Below are 18,714 nucleotides of genomic sequence, written 5' to 3' on the forward strand. Positions count from 1 at the left end.
GTATGACAGAAGAAAATAAAAATGTATATTATTTAAATAGACTTGAACCTCTTTTAATGCAATTAAAACCTAGATTGAATTATTTACTTTATCAAATGAAAAGATTTGATGAAAATACCGAAAAGATACTTAAAAATATAAATAATAATCAAAAGGATTATACAGAATTATTTACACACAGAACTTTCTTTATAAATGACCTTTCATTCAAATATGATTTTCAGGTTAATAAAGCATGGGGAAAATATAAAAAAAATGTTTTTGAAAAATATTCTGGGGCAATGAAAAATGTAGGAATGTTTTTCAGGGACGTGACTTATATTGGATATGTAATTAATACACTACCTAAAGAATGGATAACCAAGGAAGATAAAATAATAGATGCCTTGTCATTTGCAAATAATCTTTTTTATGAAATACAGGGTAGACTTCAAAAGATATTAAATTTTATTGAATATGAATACAGCCTTCTTTGTAATGATGCAAGTGACTGGTTTGTTTATCAAAATATTACAAAAATTTCAGAAAGTTTTTTTGGAAATTTAATTAAATATTTTTCAAGTAAAGACAACTTCAATTATTTAGTTCAATCTTATTATAGTTTTATGTTTGATTATTCATATGGGGTATTGCGAACAAAAACTCAAAAAAAAATAACAGATGAATATATTTTTAACTATTCAAATGATTTTTCTTCATTAAAAGATAAAAAGAAAATAGAAGAGATAGCAAAAGAACTTGATAATAAATATAAATCTGCTGTTGATGATATTGAAAAAAACGGGGAAAAAAATTATGAAGACGCCCTTACAAACTGTACTACAGAATATTTATCTCAAGTCATAAAACAATTAAAAGATTCAGAAATTCAAATAAGTGATTACATAAAAAAGAATAAAAGAGCAGATAAAATTTTTAGTAAGTATAAATATGGAACTCAAACAGGTTTAAGGCTAAGACTTACACAATTAAGAAACGTAACTATTAATCAATATCAATTAATAAATGACACTCTGACGGGAACCGTAACAGCTTCAATTTCAGAAAAACTGTCACTAGCAAATATAAGTTATTATTGTTATAACCTTGCAGTTTTACTATTTTATTTAGCAGCAGAAACAAAAGTAAATATAGGAAATATAGAAAGTCTTTTTATAGATGAAGAATCTTTTTTCAATGATGTTTTCAGCCAAGTAAATGAATTAGATAAAATTACACGAATAACAGATATTAAAAAGGCGGAAAAAGAGCTTGAAATTATACAAAATAGAATAGAGGCTTATAAATTAAAGGCAAATGAATTAATCAATCAGGGAAGGTCTGCTGGTGCTTGGATAGATATAGCCTTTGCGGTTGTCATCGGAATAGGTGTTATGATAGTTGCTCCTTATGCTGTAGGATTTTTAGCAGGGGCATTAAGCGGGACTGCACAGGCTGTAGCAATAGCTCAGACTGTTGGAGTATTAGGAAGTGCGGCATTAGTTACAGGCGCTTCTCAACTGTTTAATTATTTGGATCGCGGTCAAATTCCTACTATAAGTGAAACAGCGTATTCTTTTGGAATGAATGTAGTCTCCTTTGCGACATTCGGAATTGTCGGAAAAGGGGTTTCTTCTTTGCTCAAGGCAGGGGCTATTACAAATAAAGTTGCAATATGCTTTATAGGAGCTACTGCAAATTTTGCAACAAGCATGGTAATGACCTCGGTTCCATTTATGATTCAGCTGAAACAAACTGGTAACGGACAGATATTTGAAGGACGTGGAAAAGAATGGCTTAAATTTACAGCAACCCAGGCAGCTTTTGCTGGATTATTTGCATTGTCAGGTTCAATTCTTGAAGGGTTTACTCAAAAAATAACTTACAAAGGGTACAATGCTGGAGAAAAAATATATGTAAAAAATGTAGAGGCAAAGTTCAGTACATATGAAAAAACAATTGGAGGATATTATAAAACAATAAAACAACAGGTAGAAAATCTAGAAAAAAGGTATCAAGGAAAAATTGAATTAACAAAAGAAAACTTCAACGAGATGAAGAGTCAGTACGAGCAAGCTTTGAAATGTCCTAAAGAATTGTTAAAGTTCCTGAAAGGCATATCAAAAGATTTGGCAAAAGCAGAATTAATGCTCCGAAAAGAATATGGATATTCGGTTCCTTGCCAGGAAGGTGAACTTGCATTGCTTGAACAGGCAATTATAGATATTGAAAATACTCTTGATTCAATGCTCTTTATTGATAACCATGATTATGAACTAGCATGCAGGATTTGCGATAATGTTTCAAAAACAGTTTGCCAAATTTCTGAAACAAAGACAATTTATTTTGGAAAATTAGAAGAAATTATAAATAACTTAGATAAAGTAAATCAAATTAATTTTTATGGAGGAAGTGTAAGAGTTACAAAAAGTCCTGCATTAGAATACTTTCCGGATACAAAAGTCTTACAGATAGAATCCAAATACACTGTAAAAAGTGGTGATGTAGTAAATAAAATCGATGTCATAGATTTTGATGGAAAGTCTGATATGGCACTATGTAAATATGAAAACCACTTTGATATTAAAGACATCAAAAATGCAGTTTACAAAATAGAGCCATTTGCTGAAACCTTCATAAAAGTACACGTAGATGAATATAATAATTTTTATAAACTTAGTGATGAAAAAATGGTTGAAAGAATCAGAAATGCCCCTCCTATGGATAACGGACCGCATTTTTCATATCCGCTTACGGAATATGAAAGAAATGTATTTATTGAACTGGAAAAATCCGGAATGATAAAACCAACAAGAATGGTCAGATTACATCCAGGGGATCCATCAGGTAATCTTTATAATATTGCGCTGAAACCTGTCGTCTTCTTTGCAGATTTGTTCTATTTCCAAGGTATGGGAAATGTTACAAACGGAAAAATTATTATAGGGTATAATAAGAATCAGATAAAGATAACCCCAACAGATCATGTATTTGTTATAGAATATTATGAAAAGATGTTTGTAAACTCAAATTATGCAAATGTTCGGAAAGCCTTTGAATTATATTATAAATGGGGAAAAGAATATGAAACTGGAAGTTTGACAACTTTGGATAATAGAAAAGTTAAAATAGATAAAGTAAAATATAAATGGGATATAGAAAATAATCTAAAACGATTTAGGAAAAACTATGAATCATATGGTTTGAACAAAACAGATACAAAAACAAAAGCAGAAATTGATGCCGCATGGAAACAGATTGAAGAAGCTTTACCATCTGAAGAGAAATATAAAGAATTAAAAGCTGGTAAACTTGCAGGCGAAACAGTATTGGCATCGATATGTGATCTTTTAGATAATTATTTATCAGTAGCATCTTTATTTTCTGGTAAGGAATATACATTTACATATACAAATCATATAGGAGTGTATGAGAAACTTTTGATAGGACCAAAAGATATTTCTGATATAAGAACTATAATTGATAAACCAATAGCAACTTATTTAGACTTAGAATAAAATAGAGGTAAGGTATGAAAATAATAAAAGAAAATGACTTATATTCATTATTTGATATCACACAACAGAACAATAAACTGGTTATAAAAGGAATTACCGGTGCTCCGAGAACAAATGATATACCGGAAAACTTATTTAGCTATATCACATTTCACATTGCAAATGTTCCTGAAATATTAAAAGGTCTTGATTTTGTATTTCATGCACCAGATGGAAGAGGAGAAGATTATAAAATAAGTGCCAATGGTGATATTTTATCAGTCATTTCATATACAGATCCGGTATTAAGAATGGCCTCAATTGTTACTTATAAAAATAACGAAGATATTAAAGATATGTTAGATTTCAATTTAACAGGATTTACTTTCCCCGCAAATGAATCAGAACGAGTATATACTCCTGCAATGCTGTGGTTTACAAAACAACTGAAAAAAATCTACAATGACTGGCAGAAAGATCACCCGGAATATGCGAAGATAAAGTAACGTCCAAAAGATATTACGGATGTAAAAACTATAATTGATAAACCAATAGCAACTTCTTTAGACTTAGAATAAAATATAAGTAAGAAGATATGAAGGGAAAAGTATTTAAAGAACCAAAATCTAAAGCATCTTATTTTGATATAGAAAGAGATTATGATACTGTTTGTATAAATTATGAAACAGAGTTTTATTTACCAGATTCCGATGAAGATTTGATGGATCATATGGAGTTTCACATTGCAAATGTCCCTGAAGTATTAAAAGGCCTTGACTTTGTATTTCATGCACCAGATAGATAGTAAAAATGGACAGTTTTTTACTTATAAAAACAAGAATGAAAATAAGGGTATTATACTAATAATTACAAAAACTTCTAGTTTGCTTCTTCCTTTATATGCACATCTAAAAGACGAATATAAAAATATTGAAAACTTTTCTGCAGATAAATTTGTGCATAACAATGATATTTTTAATTATGACTTTAAAAAAATAGACTTTTCAAAAAGTTTTTTAGAATATTATAGTACTGATTTCAAAGAAGTTTTGATTTCAAAAAGGATAAAAAAGATTAATGGGGTGAAAAAAGTATGAAGAAGATAGTCTTTCTTTTAATAATTGTATTCAGCATTACCAGTTGTAAACAAAAGTCGATAGAAGAAAGATTTACAGAAGCATTATATATGTTAGATTTCAAAACAGTAAATAAATTACTTAAGAAAGATGATTGCTGCACTTTTCTAAAACAAAATGAAGCCAAATTTTTCTCATATTTGTGTAAAACTGAATAAGAAGGTTCTTACGATTTAGCAGATTTATTAATTAAAAATGGTATTGATATAAATTTATTATATTTAAATACTGATTACGAAAATTCTGATTTTGTTTTTGCGAATTCTAAATATTATTCTTTTTTATCAAAATGTAATTCTAAAGAAAAGGCTCAGTTGTTAATTTCTAATGGTATTAATATTGATATTGATTGTGGAAATGGTATAACACCTCTTATGCAGTATATAGAATCAGGATATATATATAGGGATAGTTATAATCATACATGGGGAAATAATTCAAAAGAAATCATCAAACTCCTTCTAAAAAATGGAGCCGATGTAAATCATAAACTGGAAAATGGTGTGACTCCTTTATTAATCGCCCTGCAGTATCAGAACAGGGAAGTAGTCGATCTTCTTTTGCAATATGGAGCTGAAATTCACGAAGACTATGTTCATTTGATTTTAAATCCCTTTAGAAATACGATATTTGAAGACTTTGGAGACAAGGCTGATTATACTTTTTCCGAGCTTACATCAATCTGCAATGCGGGGTATGTCGATTTACTAAAAGGGTATTTGGAGAATCATAAAGTCAATTTGTTTTCACATTCTGGAGATGGATATGACTATTTCTTTTGTGCCGTGCAGAGTAATAATCCAGAAATTGTAGAATACCTTTTGCCTTATTACGGAAATATAAATTCAAAACGATATACGATTATTGATTTAGATAATAAACCGACTTATGGATATACTCTTTATGGAGTTGCCCATCATTTTGGTTGTGAAAAAGTTGCAGAAGTATTGTTAACACATGGAGCAGATGGATTTACACATTATTAATATAGGTAAAATTAACTTCTCCCCTGCGAGCCTGCACGGACAAGGGATTGTAGCAGCGCCGAAGGCGTACTTTGCGAAGCAAAGTATGGAGGCGCAAGGCTCGGAACTGCGGAAAGCCCGGTTTTTAAGCTGACTGCTTCTGGCGGATAATTTAACTCCATACAACTAATAATATATGGAAAAAGTGAGTTACAGCAAAAAAAACAAGACTAAAGCACCTTTATGCAGTATTATGACAGAATGAAGGTTTTAGAAATTCATTTTCAAAACCTCATACTTTTGTGATATAATCATATGGGGGAAATCATATGAGATTATATGTTATTGATAAAAAAACAAAAAATAAAATTTATTTAGATATAGACTCGACTACACGTTCTGAATTATCTGTAAGAATTCCAAAGCGGCGATTCAATGTAGAAGGGATGGACTACAGTATTGATGAGATCAAAGCTGAGAAATCAACAAATAAAACGGCTCTTTCTATGGCAATTGGTGGAGTTGTTGGACTAGTGGGTGGAACTGTAGGTGTGGTGGCTGGCGGAGTGCTCGGAGGAATTGTTGGCCGGACTCAGGATATTAAAGAAACTGCTGCGGTGAATGCTTTTAATGGGAAGAGAAAATGAATAAAAAAGTAGTGCTTGTTGCGCTTTGTTTATTTTTTTTATGTGTCCTTTTTATTTTTTTAAAGGATACAGTAATGTCTTGTATAAGATACCTTTTGGAAGCTGAAAAGGTAAAGTTCATATTTACAGCATTAATGTTTACGATGATTTCATGTTATTCCATATTTAATAAACATGAAACGGATAATACAAATATATGTTTTTACAGATTTAAAAATAATTTTTGGCTTTTAGATTTGTTATTAAATTCCTGCACATATATTAGTATTTTTTTAACAGCATTCTCCTTATTAAAAGGAACTTATATACAGAAATTCTATGGAGATAAAATATATTTCTTGGAATTTGAAGCCTATGATATTTATGTTATGTTTGGCGTGTCATTAATTTTGCTTTGGTATGCTTTGTACAATTGTGTTCAAATGTTTATAGAGGTTGTGCATATAAAGTCTTCAAAAAAACCTATTATATAAAATAAGAATATAAACCTATGCTAGACATAAACGCCAAGCTAACCAAGCTGCTCGAAAGCGAGCCGGATCCGAGGGAAGGGGCCGGCGGAAGGCGCGAGTTCAACCAGACGAAGCTGCTCATGAGATGCCCGCCGACGGTGGGGGTGGTGACGGACAACCGCGACCCCGACTGCCTCGGACGGATAAGGATAAGCTATGACACCGTAGTGCCCGGAAGCGTAAGCCCGTGGCTTCCGGTAATCGGGCAGGGGCGTGGGACGGGAAAAGGAATGTGGACGCTCCCGGAAATCGGAACGCAGTGCCTTGCGGTGTTCACGGCGGCGGACAGGAGCAGGGGCTATGTGCTGGGCTTCATATACGACAGGGAGCACCGGCCGCCGGAAAGCGGGACCGAAAAGAGGTGCGACAGCACGCTCCTGCAGACAAGAAGCCACAGGATAGAAGTCATCGACAAAGAGGGAAGCGAGGAGATAAGGATAGAAAGCGCGGAAGGCCGTATGCGGGTGAGCATAGGGAAGTCCGGCGGGATAAAGGTCGAGAACGAGCTTGGCGGAATAAACATAAAGTGCAGGAATTTCAAATGTGAAGGCGAAGGCGAAATTCACCTTGCGACAAAAAAAACATTTGCACTTACAACTGATGATACATTAAAAATAAGTCCAAAAGGCAATGTGAACATCACAAGCGACAAGGAAGTTAATCTCAAAGGAAAGAACATCAAGATGAGCGGCACGAAGGGCGTGACAGCAGAAGGCAGGCAGATAGCCGTTCAGGACGACAAGGTGATGGGGTTCGACACGCACATAATGGTAGTGCCAAGCGGAAGCGGAACGACGACAGTGCCGCTTCCCCATCCATTCATCGGGAAGATAAGCGATAAGGTCTCGGAAGACGTGAAAATCGGGAACAAGGGAGCCGCCGTGAAGGGCAGCAAGGCGAAGCATGACGACTCCATGCACATGCAGCTGCCTGGAACGATAAAATTCCAGAACAATCCGAAGAAAGAAGGAAAAGTTACAGGCGGTACAAGTCCTAAGGTAAAGATAAACGGCAAGGAAGCAGCGGTTATTGGTTCTCAGGTAAGCACCTGTAATGACGTGGGGGCACAGAACAACTCCGTGATAATGGCGGCCGGGATGAGCATCCCGATGCCGGCGATAGTGAACCCGCTGAACACCGAGGAATGGAAGCGCGGGCAGGAAGAAAAGGACAAGAAAGAGCCGAAGTTCACGGGCGTAAAGTGGGCAAAGACGAGCTGCAGGGAGGGCGAGGAAATAGAGCTTTCTGCTGGTGTGAAGGACATAGCAGACGGTAACATGGTCACTCTGCAAGTTTTCCGCGAGGGGCAGTCGCCTGAGGACAGCGCTGCAATCGCAAAATTTCCGCTCACCGTAAAAGGCGGTAGCGTGAGCGCGAAATGGCTGTACCGTGCAGACCAGAGCGTCATGCCGCCTGAGGAAAACCTGAGGTTCATATTCACAGCACACTGCGCATGGTGCAATTTCGAAAAGTCAAGCAACGCGCTGGAAGTGAAGCTCATTCGTCCAGAGATAACGAAGGCGGAATGGCGGGACAAGGACGGAAAGCCGGCAGACAAGGGGCTTGTAGGAGAAGCACTAAAACTTCATGCCGAGACCAAGGACATGGAGGGCGGAGTTACTTTCTGGATTTATGACGACAGAGGAAGTCTTGTCACAAGCATAGGTGCGGACATCCAGGATGGCAAGGCAGAGGCGGAGTGGACATATCACTACAACGGCGAGAGGCTGGACGCAAAACCTAGGTTTACTTTTGAGGTTACAGGAAACAGATGCAAGAATGTTAAATCCTCAGAGGTGGAAATAGGGGCAAAAATCAATATTAGAATTGCAACAGAAGACGGGCAGCTATTCAATAACATCATAATAAAAAATATTGATAGTGATGAAGAAATAAAACTTTCTGATGGAACATATAAAAAGGATTCAGAGATACCATCAATTCAAAATTATATTTTAGTAAATGATTTTAAAAATGTTAGTTTTGGTGACTATATATCTTTCGAGGATAAAGAATATCTATACAAACGGCTGTTATATTCTGAGATGATATATAAAGGTTTCAATATAAAATGCTCACAGCCTACAACAATTCTTGTAGAAAGGAAAAAGGGAATCTCCAGAGGCTTATGATGGCTATAGAGAATAAGTATATTTTTTTCCCAGTTACGAAAACTGGCTATTGGCATAATGGAATACATATATATAAAAAAGACAGTGAGGACTTTGTTATTTCTCCATTTGTAGGGAAAATATTGAAAAAGAGCCAGAGCATTGTCAGCATATATCCTGAAAAACTGCCTAAAATTATATATGTCCGCGAAATCATATTGACGGCTCCCCCGGAAGTTGCGGAAAAGTATGAGAATCTATCCTCTATTGATTTTACAAAGTTGAAAAAGGATGAACAAGAAAAAGTTCTTGAGGCAATTGGATTGTCTTCAAATCCATCATATATTTTACAAAAACATACTATATCCTTTAAAAATGAGATGTTCAGCTATTATAGCTTTATAAGGCATTTTTCAAAATTATGTGATTTCAAAAAGATAAAGAATGATGAATATATTTTTCCTCATGATAAAGTTGGCGAGTATGGAAAAAGCGAGGGTGAGAACAATATGGTTCATCTTGAATACTTTATTACTGCTGATTCAAGCTATTTCAATATTACTGCGCCTGATATTTTTGACTATTGTGATAATATTAACAATGAATTTGATTTGTATAAAAAAGAAGAGCAGCCGTTTGAAGAATTATATTTTAATAAAAAAACTGAGTTCTCCGTATTGCATGATTCAAAAGATGATTATGAAAAATATCCAGAGTCATTGCATATAAAAGTAAAAAGTTATCACGTAAAGATAAATGAAGATTATAAGAAAGAAAAGTCGCTAAGAATAGAAGTCAATGATAATGTTATAAATGTACATGACAAAGAAAACAATATAGTTAATCAGATAAAAATAGATATAAAGAATCCTTTGACGAATAATATAGATACCGAATTAGTTTATACAAAATACCTAAAAACAAAAAGCAATGATATAAAAGATCTGTTTTATACGTTAGATCCGTTTAATTTACAGGCCTTTTGGACAGAAGCAGACCCTGAAAAATTACAGTATTGGGATAAATACATATTTACAAAAGGGGATGTTATGTTAAAAAAATATTCCATGCAGCCTGATAAAAAGATATTCTCAAAACTGAATGAAAATAAGCAAGAGTTCAGTCTCCAATTCTTTAAGGTACAAGAAAATGGCATTGAAGTCTTAGAATCAACAAAAGGGAAGAAATTTGTCAAAATAGAAAAAGCTGGGGAAAACTTTTATTTTTTAAAAGATGACATAAAATATAACTCTAACTACTGGAAGGATTTTAAGGATGGCACAGCAGTCTTCTTAAAGAAAGATTTAACGCCATATAATCCTAATGACGATGACGTCAAGAATTGCTCTGACTTGCAGAAAATAATGAGGGAAAAAAATGTTATAGACTCTGTTGAGCCAAGTATGGAATTAGTGCAGTTTCTGGAGAAAAATAAAAGCATTACCATAAGATGCGCATTCCAGCATATTTCAGAATGGAGCCAAGTCGAAATTAATCCATTTACAATTGATCATCCCGAGGAGACTTCTGATTTATGGGAGAAAATGCGCATTTGGAGCAAAGATGGAAAGTCATCCTCATTTCCAAGGGAAGTATCAGACAGCGGCAAATTTATATATTTTCATCCAGCATATTTTGAAAACTGGCTGTTTAATTTGCATAGATGCTTTGCAAAAAAATTAATTTCAGTTCAAAACCTTGTTATGAAAGATTTCCGGTTGGTGCAAGGAAATTGCGGAATCTATTACAACTTTCATGATTATGCCACAACTTTCTGCAACCATGCTGTTTTTGAAACAATAATAAAGGTTGACGGAAATTTCAATAATTTTACAAAAAAAACAGCGAATAAAAAAAATATCTCCAGAGATCCGTTAAAAGAAGACTTCCCGGAATGCCCGGATACTGAAAAATATAAGTACAAGCCGAGTAATTATTGGTGCGATGTCTTAGAGGAACAGAGTGAAAATTCCTCAAAAACAGGAATATGCAAAATCTCTGCTGAGCAGGCGTTTTATATGGCACAATTAGGATATGTGGTGATTGCGGCATGGAAGAATTTAGAAACTAATCCAAAAAAGAATCAAAGCCCGCATTTTGTTACGGTGAGACCTTGCAAGGGAAAATATCCAGGATTGAAGTCATTAAAGGTTGCTCATGTAGGAGGAAGTTATAAAGATGAAAATAACAATACTCATGGCAATGAGGTAAGAAAAATTTCAACAGCCTTTGGAGAAAATTCATTAAATAACATAAAATTTTACTGTAATATAAAGCAGAATTTTATATAGGAGTTTTTATAATGACTGAAAAAGAAGCGTATAGATATTTAGAAAATAAAATTAGCGAAGAAACAGAAATGGAATTTATTGAAATAAGAGCACTTAGAACTCTTTTATTTAATGGAGAGTTGTTTATTGTAACCTTTTTAGATACTGAAGGATATTTAACTTGCTATGAAGCAAGAATACATAATAATTCAATTGTTTTTTATAAATTTTTAACAGAAACATATCAAAAAAAATTTAATGAATATGGGGTCTTTCCATATATAAACACTACATTGTTTTATCAGATAAATAGTTTTAGATACTTTTCATCCTCTATGTTTGTTTATGATTTTAACCATGATGGAGATGATGAAATATTGAAATTTTCTGCGGGGAATGGAGTTCTGTATTTTATATTATCATTTGATTTTATGAATAATAAATACAAATGGCTTCTAACCATAAATAATGTATTTCCATATACACAACCAGCTTTTGAATTTATTTTGTTCAAAGGAAGACAGGGAATAAAAGTGTATGAACATGATTATTCCACGGATAACAACGAATGGTGTTTCTATTACTACGACCGCATCCAGCAAAAATACGTTCAGGACGAAAACGCATCAAGCGAGGAGCTTGAGCAAATCCACGGCAGCCCGGACTTCTTCGCGGAGGCAGGAATAGACTACACAAAGCTAGAGCGGCCACTTGTACCTTCCGACCTTGAAGGCTTTTCCAAAGCGGCGTTGAGAATCTGGCGCAACGCGGTGTACGCACGGCACGGACGCACATTCAGAAGTGAGGACCTGCAGGCCCTGTTCAACGAGTACGCCTGGTACAAGCCGGACAACGAGTATACCGACGACAAACTGACTGACATAGACAGGGCGAACATAAAGCTGATACAGGAGTTTGAAAAAAAATGAAGAAACTAATTTTAGCTATGACTTTATTCTGTGCATTGCTGACGCCTTGTTTTTCACAAAAGGACTCGTATCGGCTGGAGAAATTTGCGGAACTGACAGCGGATTATAACGAAGGGCAATTTATGGAAACTAGCATTGAAGAAATAAAAAAAATAATTAGTTCTTATTCAAGAAAATTTCAGTTTTTTTTTAATGAGGAAATATTTGAATTAAAATTATTAGAAGAATGTAGATTTATATATCCTGGCTATAGTTTGATTCTTGTTATTTGGGTTCATAAAAAAAGAAATGAAATTTTCATGTTTTATCTTGTAATTAAAGGTGATAATGTTGAAAAAGAATTAGGATTTAATGACCCTTTAAAGTTGTCTGAAATAAAAAATGAGCGGTTTTATAAATCAAATTTATTTTTGCAGCTAAAAAAGTTTCAGATATTAGAATATGTGGCATTTAAATATGATTTTAATCATGACGGAAATGATGATATTTTATCTTTTACTCATGATAGTGTTACAGGATATATTCATTTTGAAATAGGAGTAGTTGATATGTGGTCAGAATGTATTAGAACAGCTATTGATATTTCGTGTTTTCCTTTTTTTTCTTTCTTTCCTGAGTTTATTAATTATAAATATCGGCAGGGATTGAAATATTTTGATGGAGAACAATTTGTTTTCTACTACTACGACCGCATCCAGCAAAAATACGTTCAGGACGAGAGCGCGACAAGCGAGGAGCTTGAGCAGATCCACGGCAGCCCGGACTTCTTCGCGGAGGCAGGAATAGACTACGCAAAACTAGAGCGGCCACTTGTACCTTCCGACCTTGAAGGCTTTTCCAAGGCGGCGCTAAGAATCTGGCGCAACGCGGTGTACGCGCGGCACGGCCGCACGTTCAGGAGCGAGGACCTGCAGGCCCTGTTCAATGAGTATGCCTGGTACAAGCCGGACAACGAGTATACCGACGACAAACTGACTGACATAGACAAGGCGAACATAAAGCTGATACAGGAGTTTGAAAAGAAATGAAAAAACTAATTCTATTGATTGTTTTACTTTTATCTTTTGCTTCTGTGGCTTTTTCCTATGAGGAAGTTGAAGCTACGGATTTTATAAAAGAGGAAATCAAGAAAGAGCAAACAAAAAAAAAGCCATACGATTCTTATTTTTCATTAACTGATTATGATGATCTTCCTGAAATACCTAAATTTGAACTGAAATATGTTTTTTCTGCAGGCAAAGACAGATTTCTCGTGCTTGCAAAAGAAAAATACTTTGAAGACAGCAGTCTTAAAGTATTTTATTCTGACGGAGTTACTTTTCTTTCGCCATTATCAATTTATTTTGACTATTATGATGATTCTTGGAGAAAAGAAAAGGGGTATAGCAGGTTTTATTATAGAGAGCCGCCAAATATAATAAGACAGCTTGAAAAGAAGAAATGTGGTGAACTTGCTTTTTATGTTGTTGATTTGAATTTTGATGGTGAATCAGATTATGTCTGGTTTTATGAAGGCGGAATGGGGAATGGTATTGAATTAGGTCCTTTTACAGAATCTTATAAAGATTCTTATTTTTGCAGCGATAGCTATGCTCATATTCAAGATGTAAATATTGAATTCTGCATTCTTGAAGGAAAAAGAGGATTTATTTTTACAAATACTTTTGGAAATTTTCTTACAGTCTGGCCAGATACAAGCGATTACGATTCATCAAAAATAGAAAAAGAATTCTATGAATATAATCCTTCCACAAACAAATACGAGCTGAACGAGAATGTGACGGAAAAACAGATTGCAAATGCAATTATTCCAGACGATTATTTTGCATATGATGGTCTTGATTTTTCTAAGCTTAATTTCCGCCTTATTGACAATGATTTGAAGAATTTTGATAAAGCTCAGCTCCGCCTGATGCGCAACGCGGTGTACGCGCGGCACGGACGCACGTTCAGGAGCGAGGATCTGCAGTCCTTGTTCAATGTGTACGCCTGGTACAAGCCGGACAACGAGTATACCGACGACAAACTGACTGACATAGACAGGGCGAACATAAAGCTGATACAGGAGTTTGAGCAAAAATGAAGAAATTAATTTTAGCTATGACTTTATTCTGTGCATTGCTGCTACCGTGTTTTTCACAAAAGGAAATAGATAAAATATTAAACATTGCAAGAAGAAATGGTTTCAATGCTATATGTGCTTTGGAATTTCCCATTCACTTTGGAATAAATACATATTGGTTGATTGTATGCGAATCTTTTTATGAAGAAGAAAAGGATATTTTTATATTAGATATAAATCATGATGAAACAATTAATATAATATCAAATGATTGTTATGTTGAAACACAAATAAAAAATAATATTTTATTTCCGTATGAAGAGTCCATTCTAAAAAAACAAATTAAAAGGTTTCAGGTAATGCAAACCTCAGGGTTTATATATGATTTTACCCATGATGGCAACTATAAATTCTTCTCTTTTGCTACGGGTGGATCAGGTATTCATTTCAGCATGGAAGATTTTACTGTAGATAAATATTTATTTTTTGTAATACATCCATTTCCATTAAATTTTTCACCAATGGAATTTATAAATTATAGAAATAGACAGGGAATTAAATTCTTTACATATTATAATAAATGGCAATTTTTCTACTACGACCGCATCCAGCAAAAATACGTTCAGGACGAAAACGCATCAAGCGAGGAGCTTGAGCAAATCCACGGCAGCCCGGACTTCTTTGCGGAGGCAGGAATAGACTACACAAAGCTAGAGCGGCCGCTTCTGCCGGCGGACCTGGAAGGCTTCTCCAAGGCGGCGTTGAGAATCTGGCGCAACGCGGTGTACGCACGGCACGGCCGCACATTCAAGAGCGAGGACCTGCAGGCCCTGTTCAATGAGTACGCCTGGTACAAGCCGGACAATGATTACAGCGATGCAAAGCTCTCAGAAACTGACAAGGCGAACATAAAGCTGATACAGGAGTTTGAAAAAAAATGAAGAAATTAATTTTAGCTATGACTTTATTCTGTGCATTGCTGCTACCGTGTTTTTCACAAGAAGAAAAGGAAGCGTATAGATATTTAGAAAATAAAATTAGCATGGCAGAACCTATAGAACTCAATATCGATTTGCTCTGGCTTTGCAAGCCGTGGATAGACAATAAGCTTGTCACAATCGACCACAAAAACCGCTTTGCTACAATAGAATTTTTAGTGGATAAAAACGGGAAGGATTATGCCAAAATGAGTCCCCTGTGCAATTATCCGAAATGCTCCCCGACAAACAATTTCTGGGTTTTCCCCGAATCACAGACCGTCTGCGTGTGGTCGAGCTTGATGATGCACATCTTCAATAACAAAACAAAGAAAAAAAATTCCTTTATTCCACTTAAATCCTGGAAAGGTTACTTTGACAGTGCATTTGAACTTTCTCCAAATGATTTGTATATGCATTTTTATTATTGGGATGTAGAGGATAATGCCAGACATATTTATTGGACATACAATCAGAAAAAAAAACTTATAAATGATGATGACATTATTGCTCGTATAAGTGAGAAACTGCTTTTTCAACTTGAGCCTTACGGAAAGAAATTTCTTGCGTATGAAACTGATTATAAAAAAAATACCTGTAAATACTTTTATTATAATATAGAGAATGAGGAAAGATGGTCAAATGATTTCACAGAAAAACTTACAGAAGTGTTTCCCGAAGCTTTCAGTGAAATATTTATCAACAAAGAAAAAAGATTTCTGATTTCTTTAATTTACAGAAATCAAAACGGTCTCCTGAAAAGGAACTATGCCTTAATGACATGGAGCGAAGATAAAAATGACTTCGGGATTTTCCCGCTTGATGCAATTGTTCCAAAAGGGAAAAAAATGAAAACACTCGAAAGCATATCGGATGACCGCCGGTGGGGAGTATTCTGGCTTGAAGGTTACAAGGGAATAAATAATGAAGTCCTGTTCAAATATGCCTTCGTGAATTTCGATTCAAAATACCCGATGAATTTTAGTCCGCTGGTCATAATAGATGATTATTATGGTAGGTATAAATATTGGAAAAATTCATCTTTTTTTATTCATCCGATATACGGTCAGTGTTTTATGTACACAATGCTGGACAAAAAAACAAAAAAGAATAAAGCTTACTTCTACAAGATGAGCGACATGCAGAAAGAGATAGACAAAATCCTGCTCGAAAAGGCAAAAAGTGCACTGAGCGAGGGAAAATGAACCACAAACATCTTCTGTCCATAACATTGCTATTAATCTCGCCGTATATTTTTTCGCAGGAAAAAAGCATGCAGATAGATGAATTAGTCCTAAGGGAAAAAAAGGAGATAAAGTGCAAGGAATATTTTCACAACCTGGAGCCGTGGAAGGAAGGAAAACTGGCAACAATCGACGGGTGGGGGAGATTCTCCACATTTGAGATTACTGAAGAGAATCAAATCAAAATCACACCACTCGTAGAGTTTCCCAAAGAAAAGATTGATGGCTGGATAAAAACTTATCCCGAAGTCGGAGTAATCTGGTCAAGCATTTTCGAGCTGAAACATCATTTTGCAGATATAGGCACTAAGAAAAATGTAAGTTTTATGCCTTTTTTTACAAAAGTATATGAATCCACAAGTCCACTTTTATTAGATAAGAAGCATAAAATCTTCCTACTTCCATACATTGCGACTGGAGTTTATGAAACGAGATACACTTATGTTGTATATGATTTACAAAATGATACGCTTTTATTTCATCCAATGCAACCTGAGAAAAATGAAAATTTTTATAAATCGCCAGTAATATATAGTTTTGAAAATGGGAAACTTCTAGTACGAATGCGCGATAAGAATAATAAATATTTGAATGAATATTGTATGTATGACTATTATTCCGACAGGACATACAAAAACAAGTTCACACAGTTTTATTCATCTTTGAGGTATCCGATGATAATGAAAGTTTCAAATGAAAATATTTTTATTGTTTCCGGGGTGCTAAAAAATGAGGAATCATTAAAGACCGTCATTTCTTGGGATGAAGAAAATGATGATATGACGGTTTTCCCTCTGTTGCTTCCAACCGTTGACATGGCCGATAAAATCATATCCGTACATTATGTAGATAAAGAATCCGGCTGGGTTTGCTTCACAATATGGTCTTATAAAGGACTTCATAGCGAAACTCTGGAAAAACTGGGGTTCGTGAACATAAAAAATCCTTCTATACGTTCAATTCCAGTAGTAACTGAGGAATATTATCCCGATGAGACTCCAGAGGGAGAATTCATCGCCCACCCAGTCTACGGCACTTGCTTCATTGTGAAGGTTGAAATTGCAGAAAAGCCATATATCCGCCTCTATAAAATGAGCGATGTGCAGAAAGAGATTGAGGAATATCTGTTAGAAAAAGCAAAATCGGCTATAAGTAAAGTTTAAAACTGAGAAATAGTAAAGAGACTTCCCATGTCCAAAAATGAATTGTCGTTTGAAACATTCTTGAAATCTCATAATGTAAACTATGTTATTCCCGAAAAAGGGAATTTCAGTATTACTAATGTGGCTTTTAACAAAAATGGTATTTACAAGCCTGATTTTTATTTGCCAGATAAAAATCTGTATATTGAACTAAAAGGATTTATGACAGTGTATACAGTCAACAAACTCTATTATTTGCTACAATTGTTGCCCGAAAACTTTTGCATCCTCCAAATGACTGAAGATGATTGGATAAAGGAGTTGCTATTTGATAAATCAATTTCTTCAAAAAAAGCCAGATTAGAGCGTTCATGTGAAATACAATTCAATGAAATTTTGCAATTGCCAAACAAGCAACTGCATGATTTGTCATACAAAAAATTGTCAGAGTATATATGTGCTAGACAGGAAGAATACCAAACTTGGATAAGAACTTTATAGAATAAACTTTATTATTAAAAAATTCTTCCTAAAAAAAGCCTTGCCTAATTTCCAAATGGTAAAAAAAGTGGTAAATATATTTTTAAGGTGAAGATATGAATAGTTCATTTTTTTATATTGCAAAAGTAACGGACAATAAGGATAAAGAAAATCTAAACAGGGTAAAAATTACTGTGCCACTTGCAGAAGAATCTGTTTCATATTGGCTTCCTTATTTATCTGCGGCTGCAGGAAATGGAATAGGTTTTAGTTCTTTGCCTGATATTGATGACCAAGTTTTAGTTCTTGCAATGGGAAAATCCCGAGACAGGCAGATTGTGCTCGGAAGTTTTTGGAATACAAACTCTACACCTCCAGAAACGGGAGAAAACACAGATGCAGACCTAAATGGAGATGGTAACAATTCTTTAACCTTTTTCAAGTCGAAATCAGGAAATATGATTATACTTGATGATACAGAAGATAAAGAAAAAATACAGATAATTGCCAGTGGCAGTAAGACCCGCTTTGAGATTGATAACGAAAATGAACTTGTCAATATGGAAACGGATAAAGACATCGGATTTTCTGCAAAGGGGGCAATTACTATACAGGCTGAAGAGGAAATTACATTGACGGCGAAGAAAGGTTTTTCAATAGAGTCAGAAGACTTTGCTGTAAAAGCCAGCAAGGAAATAAATATTGAGGCAAGCAAAGATATGACATTGAAAGGTTCTGGAATAGCACTGAATTAAGGATGGTA

At 34.7% G+C, this 18,714-nt stretch carries 18 protein-coding genes; 17 read left to right on the forward strand and 1 reads right to left on the reverse strand.

What is annotated here, in order from left to right:
- The first annotated feature begins 2 nt into the window (after positions 1-2).
- The 5 genes from TRESU_RS13435 (at position 3) to TRESU_RS13460 (ending at position 5,598) form a co-directional block, all read left to right on the forward strand.
- Positions 3-3,497: a hypothetical protein gene (locus TRESU_RS13435; RefSeq protein WP_013702740.1), complete on the forward strand. Its 3,495-nt coding sequence runs from the start codon at positions 3-5 to the stop codon at positions 3,495-3,497.
- 14 nt (positions 3,498-3,511) lie between these two features.
- Positions 3,512-3,982 (forward strand): hypothetical protein, encoded by a 471-nt coding sequence (locus TRESU_RS13440; RefSeq protein WP_013702741.1) that lies wholly within the window; start codon positions 3,512-3,514, stop codon positions 3,980-3,982.
- 89 nt (positions 3,983-4,071) lie between these two features.
- Complete coding sequence (locus TRESU_RS13445; RefSeq protein ID WP_013702742.1) at positions 4,072-4,281, forward strand: hypothetical protein; 210 nt, start codon at positions 4,072-4,074, stop codon at positions 4,279-4,281.
- A complete protein-coding gene (locus tag TRESU_RS13450) occupies positions 4,265-4,573 on the forward strand; it encodes a hypothetical protein (protein ID WP_013702743.1) in 309 nt (102 codons plus the stop codon). Before TRESU_RS13445 ends, TRESU_RS13450 begins: the two co-directional genes overlap by 17 nt.
- A 353-nt stretch (positions 4,574-4,926) precedes the next feature.
- The gene (locus TRESU_RS13460) at positions 4,927-5,598 is read left to right on the forward strand and encodes an ankyrin repeat domain-containing protein (RefSeq protein WP_013702744.1); all 672 of its coding nucleotides are present in this window, start codon (positions 4,927-4,929) and stop codon (positions 5,596-5,598) included.
- A gap of 11 nt (positions 5,599-5,609) precedes the next feature.
- Here the strand turns inward: TRESU_RS13460 and TRESU_RS15245 are convergent, their stop codons facing one another.
- Positions 5,610-5,759 carry a hypothetical protein gene (locus TRESU_RS15245; RefSeq protein WP_169309781.1) on the reverse strand — a complete coding sequence of 50 codons (150 nt, stop codon included), beginning with the start codon at positions 5,757-5,759 and terminating at the stop codon, positions 5,610-5,612.
- Positions 5,760-5,906: 147 nt separating this feature from the next.
- Between TRESU_RS15245 and TRESU_RS13465 the strand changes: the two genes are divergently transcribed.
- The 12 genes from TRESU_RS13465 to TRESU_RS13520 all read left to right on the forward strand — a co-directional run bounded on the left by TRESU_RS13465 (position 5,907) and on the right by TRESU_RS13520 (position 18,706).
- Complete coding sequence (locus TRESU_RS13465; RefSeq protein WP_013702745.1) at positions 5,907-6,224, forward strand: hypothetical protein; 318 nt, start codon at positions 5,907-5,909, stop codon at positions 6,222-6,224.
- Positions 6,221-6,697, forward strand: coding sequence for a hypothetical protein (locus TRESU_RS13470; RefSeq protein ID WP_013702746.1), 477 nt, complete (start codon positions 6,221-6,223; stop codon positions 6,695-6,697). The genes TRESU_RS13465 and TRESU_RS13470 overlap by 4 nt, the downstream gene beginning before the upstream one ends.
- Positions 6,698-6,714: 17 nt before the next feature.
- Positions 6,715-8,868: a phage baseplate assembly protein V gene (locus tag TRESU_RS14495; protein WP_013702747.1), complete on the forward strand. Its 2,154-nt coding sequence runs from the start codon at positions 6,715-6,717 to the stop codon at positions 8,866-8,868.
- A complete protein-coding gene (locus tag TRESU_RS13480; RefSeq protein ID WP_013702748.1) occupies positions 8,868-11,138 on the forward strand; it encodes a hypothetical protein in 2,271 nt (756 codons plus the stop codon). The genes TRESU_RS14495 and TRESU_RS13480 overlap by 1 nt, the downstream gene beginning before the upstream one ends.
- Before the next feature lie 11 nt (positions 11,139-11,149).
- Positions 11,150-12,046 (forward strand): YARHG domain-containing protein, encoded by an 897-nt coding sequence (locus tag TRESU_RS13485; RefSeq protein WP_013702749.1) that lies wholly within the window; start codon positions 11,150-11,152, stop codon positions 12,044-12,046.
- A gap of 122 nt (positions 12,047-12,168) precedes the next feature.
- Positions 12,169-13,074: a YARHG domain-containing protein gene (locus tag TRESU_RS13490; protein WP_041612506.1), complete on the forward strand. Its 906-nt coding sequence runs from the start codon at positions 12,169-12,171 to the stop codon at positions 13,072-13,074.
- Entirely contained in the window at positions 13,071-14,129 is a 1,059-nt protein-coding gene (locus tag TRESU_RS15710) for a YARHG domain-containing protein (RefSeq protein WP_013702751.1), read from the forward strand. The genes TRESU_RS13490 and TRESU_RS15710 overlap by 4 nt, the downstream gene beginning before the upstream one ends.
- A gap of 431 nt (positions 14,130-14,560) precedes the next feature.
- Complete coding sequence (locus tag TRESU_RS15715; protein WP_245535746.1) at positions 14,561-15,049, forward strand: YARHG domain-containing protein; 489 nt, start codon at positions 14,561-14,563, stop codon at positions 15,047-15,049.
- Positions 15,046-16,290, forward strand: a complete 1,245-nt coding sequence (locus TRESU_RS13505) for a hypothetical protein (protein ID WP_013702753.1) — start codon at positions 15,046-15,048, stop codon at positions 16,288-16,290. Before TRESU_RS15715 ends, TRESU_RS13505 begins: the two co-directional genes overlap by 4 nt.
- Positions 16,291-16,358: 68 nt before the next feature.
- The gene (locus tag TRESU_RS13510; RefSeq protein WP_041612508.1) at positions 16,359-17,492 is read left to right on the forward strand and encodes a hypothetical protein; all 1,134 of its coding nucleotides are present in this window, start codon (positions 16,359-16,361) and stop codon (positions 17,490-17,492) included.
- Positions 17,493-17,519: 27 nt separating this feature from the next.
- A complete protein-coding gene (locus tag TRESU_RS13515) occupies positions 17,520-17,972 on the forward strand; it encodes a hypothetical protein (protein ID WP_041612509.1) in 453 nt (150 codons plus the stop codon).
- A gap of 95 nt (positions 17,973-18,067) precedes the next feature.
- Positions 18,068-18,706 (forward strand): phage baseplate assembly protein V, encoded by a 639-nt coding sequence (locus TRESU_RS13520; RefSeq protein WP_013702755.1) that lies wholly within the window; start codon positions 18,068-18,070, stop codon positions 18,704-18,706.
- The last annotated feature ends 8 nt before the right edge of the window (positions 18,707-18,714 follow it).

This window comes from Treponema succinifaciens DSM 2489, assembly GCF_000195275.1.
In the GTDB taxonomy this organism is placed as follows: domain Bacteria; phylum Spirochaetota; class Spirochaetia; order Treponematales; family Treponemataceae; genus Treponema_D; species Treponema_D succinifaciens.

Coding starts and splice junctions, on each gene's coding strand:
- TRESU_RS13480 (WP_013702748.1), top strand. CDS start 8,868: ATGGCTATAGAGAATAAGTATATTTTTTTCCCAGTTACGAAAACTGGC.
- TRESU_RS13485 (WP_013702749.1), top strand. CDS start 11,150: ATGACTGAAAAAGAAGCGTATAGATATTTAGAAAATAAAATTAGCGAA.
- TRESU_RS13505 (WP_013702753.1), top strand. CDS start 15,046: ATGAAGAAATTAATTTTAGCTATGACTTTATTCTGTGCATTGCTGCTA.
- TRESU_RS13470 (WP_013702746.1), top strand. CDS start 6,221: ATGAATAAAAAAGTAGTGCTTGTTGCGCTTTGTTTATTTTTTTTATGT.
- TRESU_RS13445 (WP_013702742.1), top strand. CDS start 4,072: ATGAAGGGAAAAGTATTTAAAGAACCAAAATCTAAAGCATCTTATTTT.
- TRESU_RS13465 (WP_013702745.1), top strand. CDS start 5,907: ATGAGATTATATGTTATTGATAAAAAAACAAAAAATAAAATTTATTTA.
- TRESU_RS13435 (WP_013702740.1), top strand. CDS start 3: ATGACAGAAGAAAATAAAAATGTATATTATTTAAATAGACTTGAACCT.
- TRESU_RS14495 (WP_013702747.1), top strand. CDS start 6,715: ATGCTAGACATAAACGCCAAGCTAACCAAGCTGCTCGAAAGCGAGCCG.
- TRESU_RS15245 (WP_169309781.1), bottom strand. CDS start 5,759: ATGGAGTTAAATTATCCGCCAGAAGCAGTCAGCTTAAAAACCGGGCTT.
- TRESU_RS13520 (WP_013702755.1), top strand. CDS start 18,068: ATGAATAGTTCATTTTTTTATATTGCAAAAGTAACGGACAATAAGGAT.
- TRESU_RS15715 (WP_245535746.1), top strand. CDS start 14,561: ATGGAAGATTTTACTGTAGATAAATATTTATTTTTTGTAATACATCCA.
- TRESU_RS15710 (WP_013702751.1), top strand. CDS start 13,071: ATGAAAAAACTAATTCTATTGATTGTTTTACTTTTATCTTTTGCTTCT.
- TRESU_RS13490 (WP_041612506.1), top strand. CDS start 12,169: ATGGAAACTAGCATTGAAGAAATAAAAAAAATAATTAGTTCTTATTCA.
- TRESU_RS13450 (WP_013702743.1), top strand. CDS start 4,265: ATGCACCAGATAGATAGTAAAAATGGACAGTTTTTTACTTATAAAAAC.
- TRESU_RS13510 (WP_041612508.1), top strand. CDS start 16,359: ATGCAGATAGATGAATTAGTCCTAAGGGAAAAAAAGGAGATAAAGTGC.
- TRESU_RS13515 (WP_041612509.1), top strand. CDS start 17,520: ATGTCCAAAAATGAATTGTCGTTTGAAACATTCTTGAAATCTCATAAT.
- TRESU_RS13440 (WP_013702741.1), top strand. CDS start 3,512: ATGAAAATAATAAAAGAAAATGACTTATATTCATTATTTGATATCACA.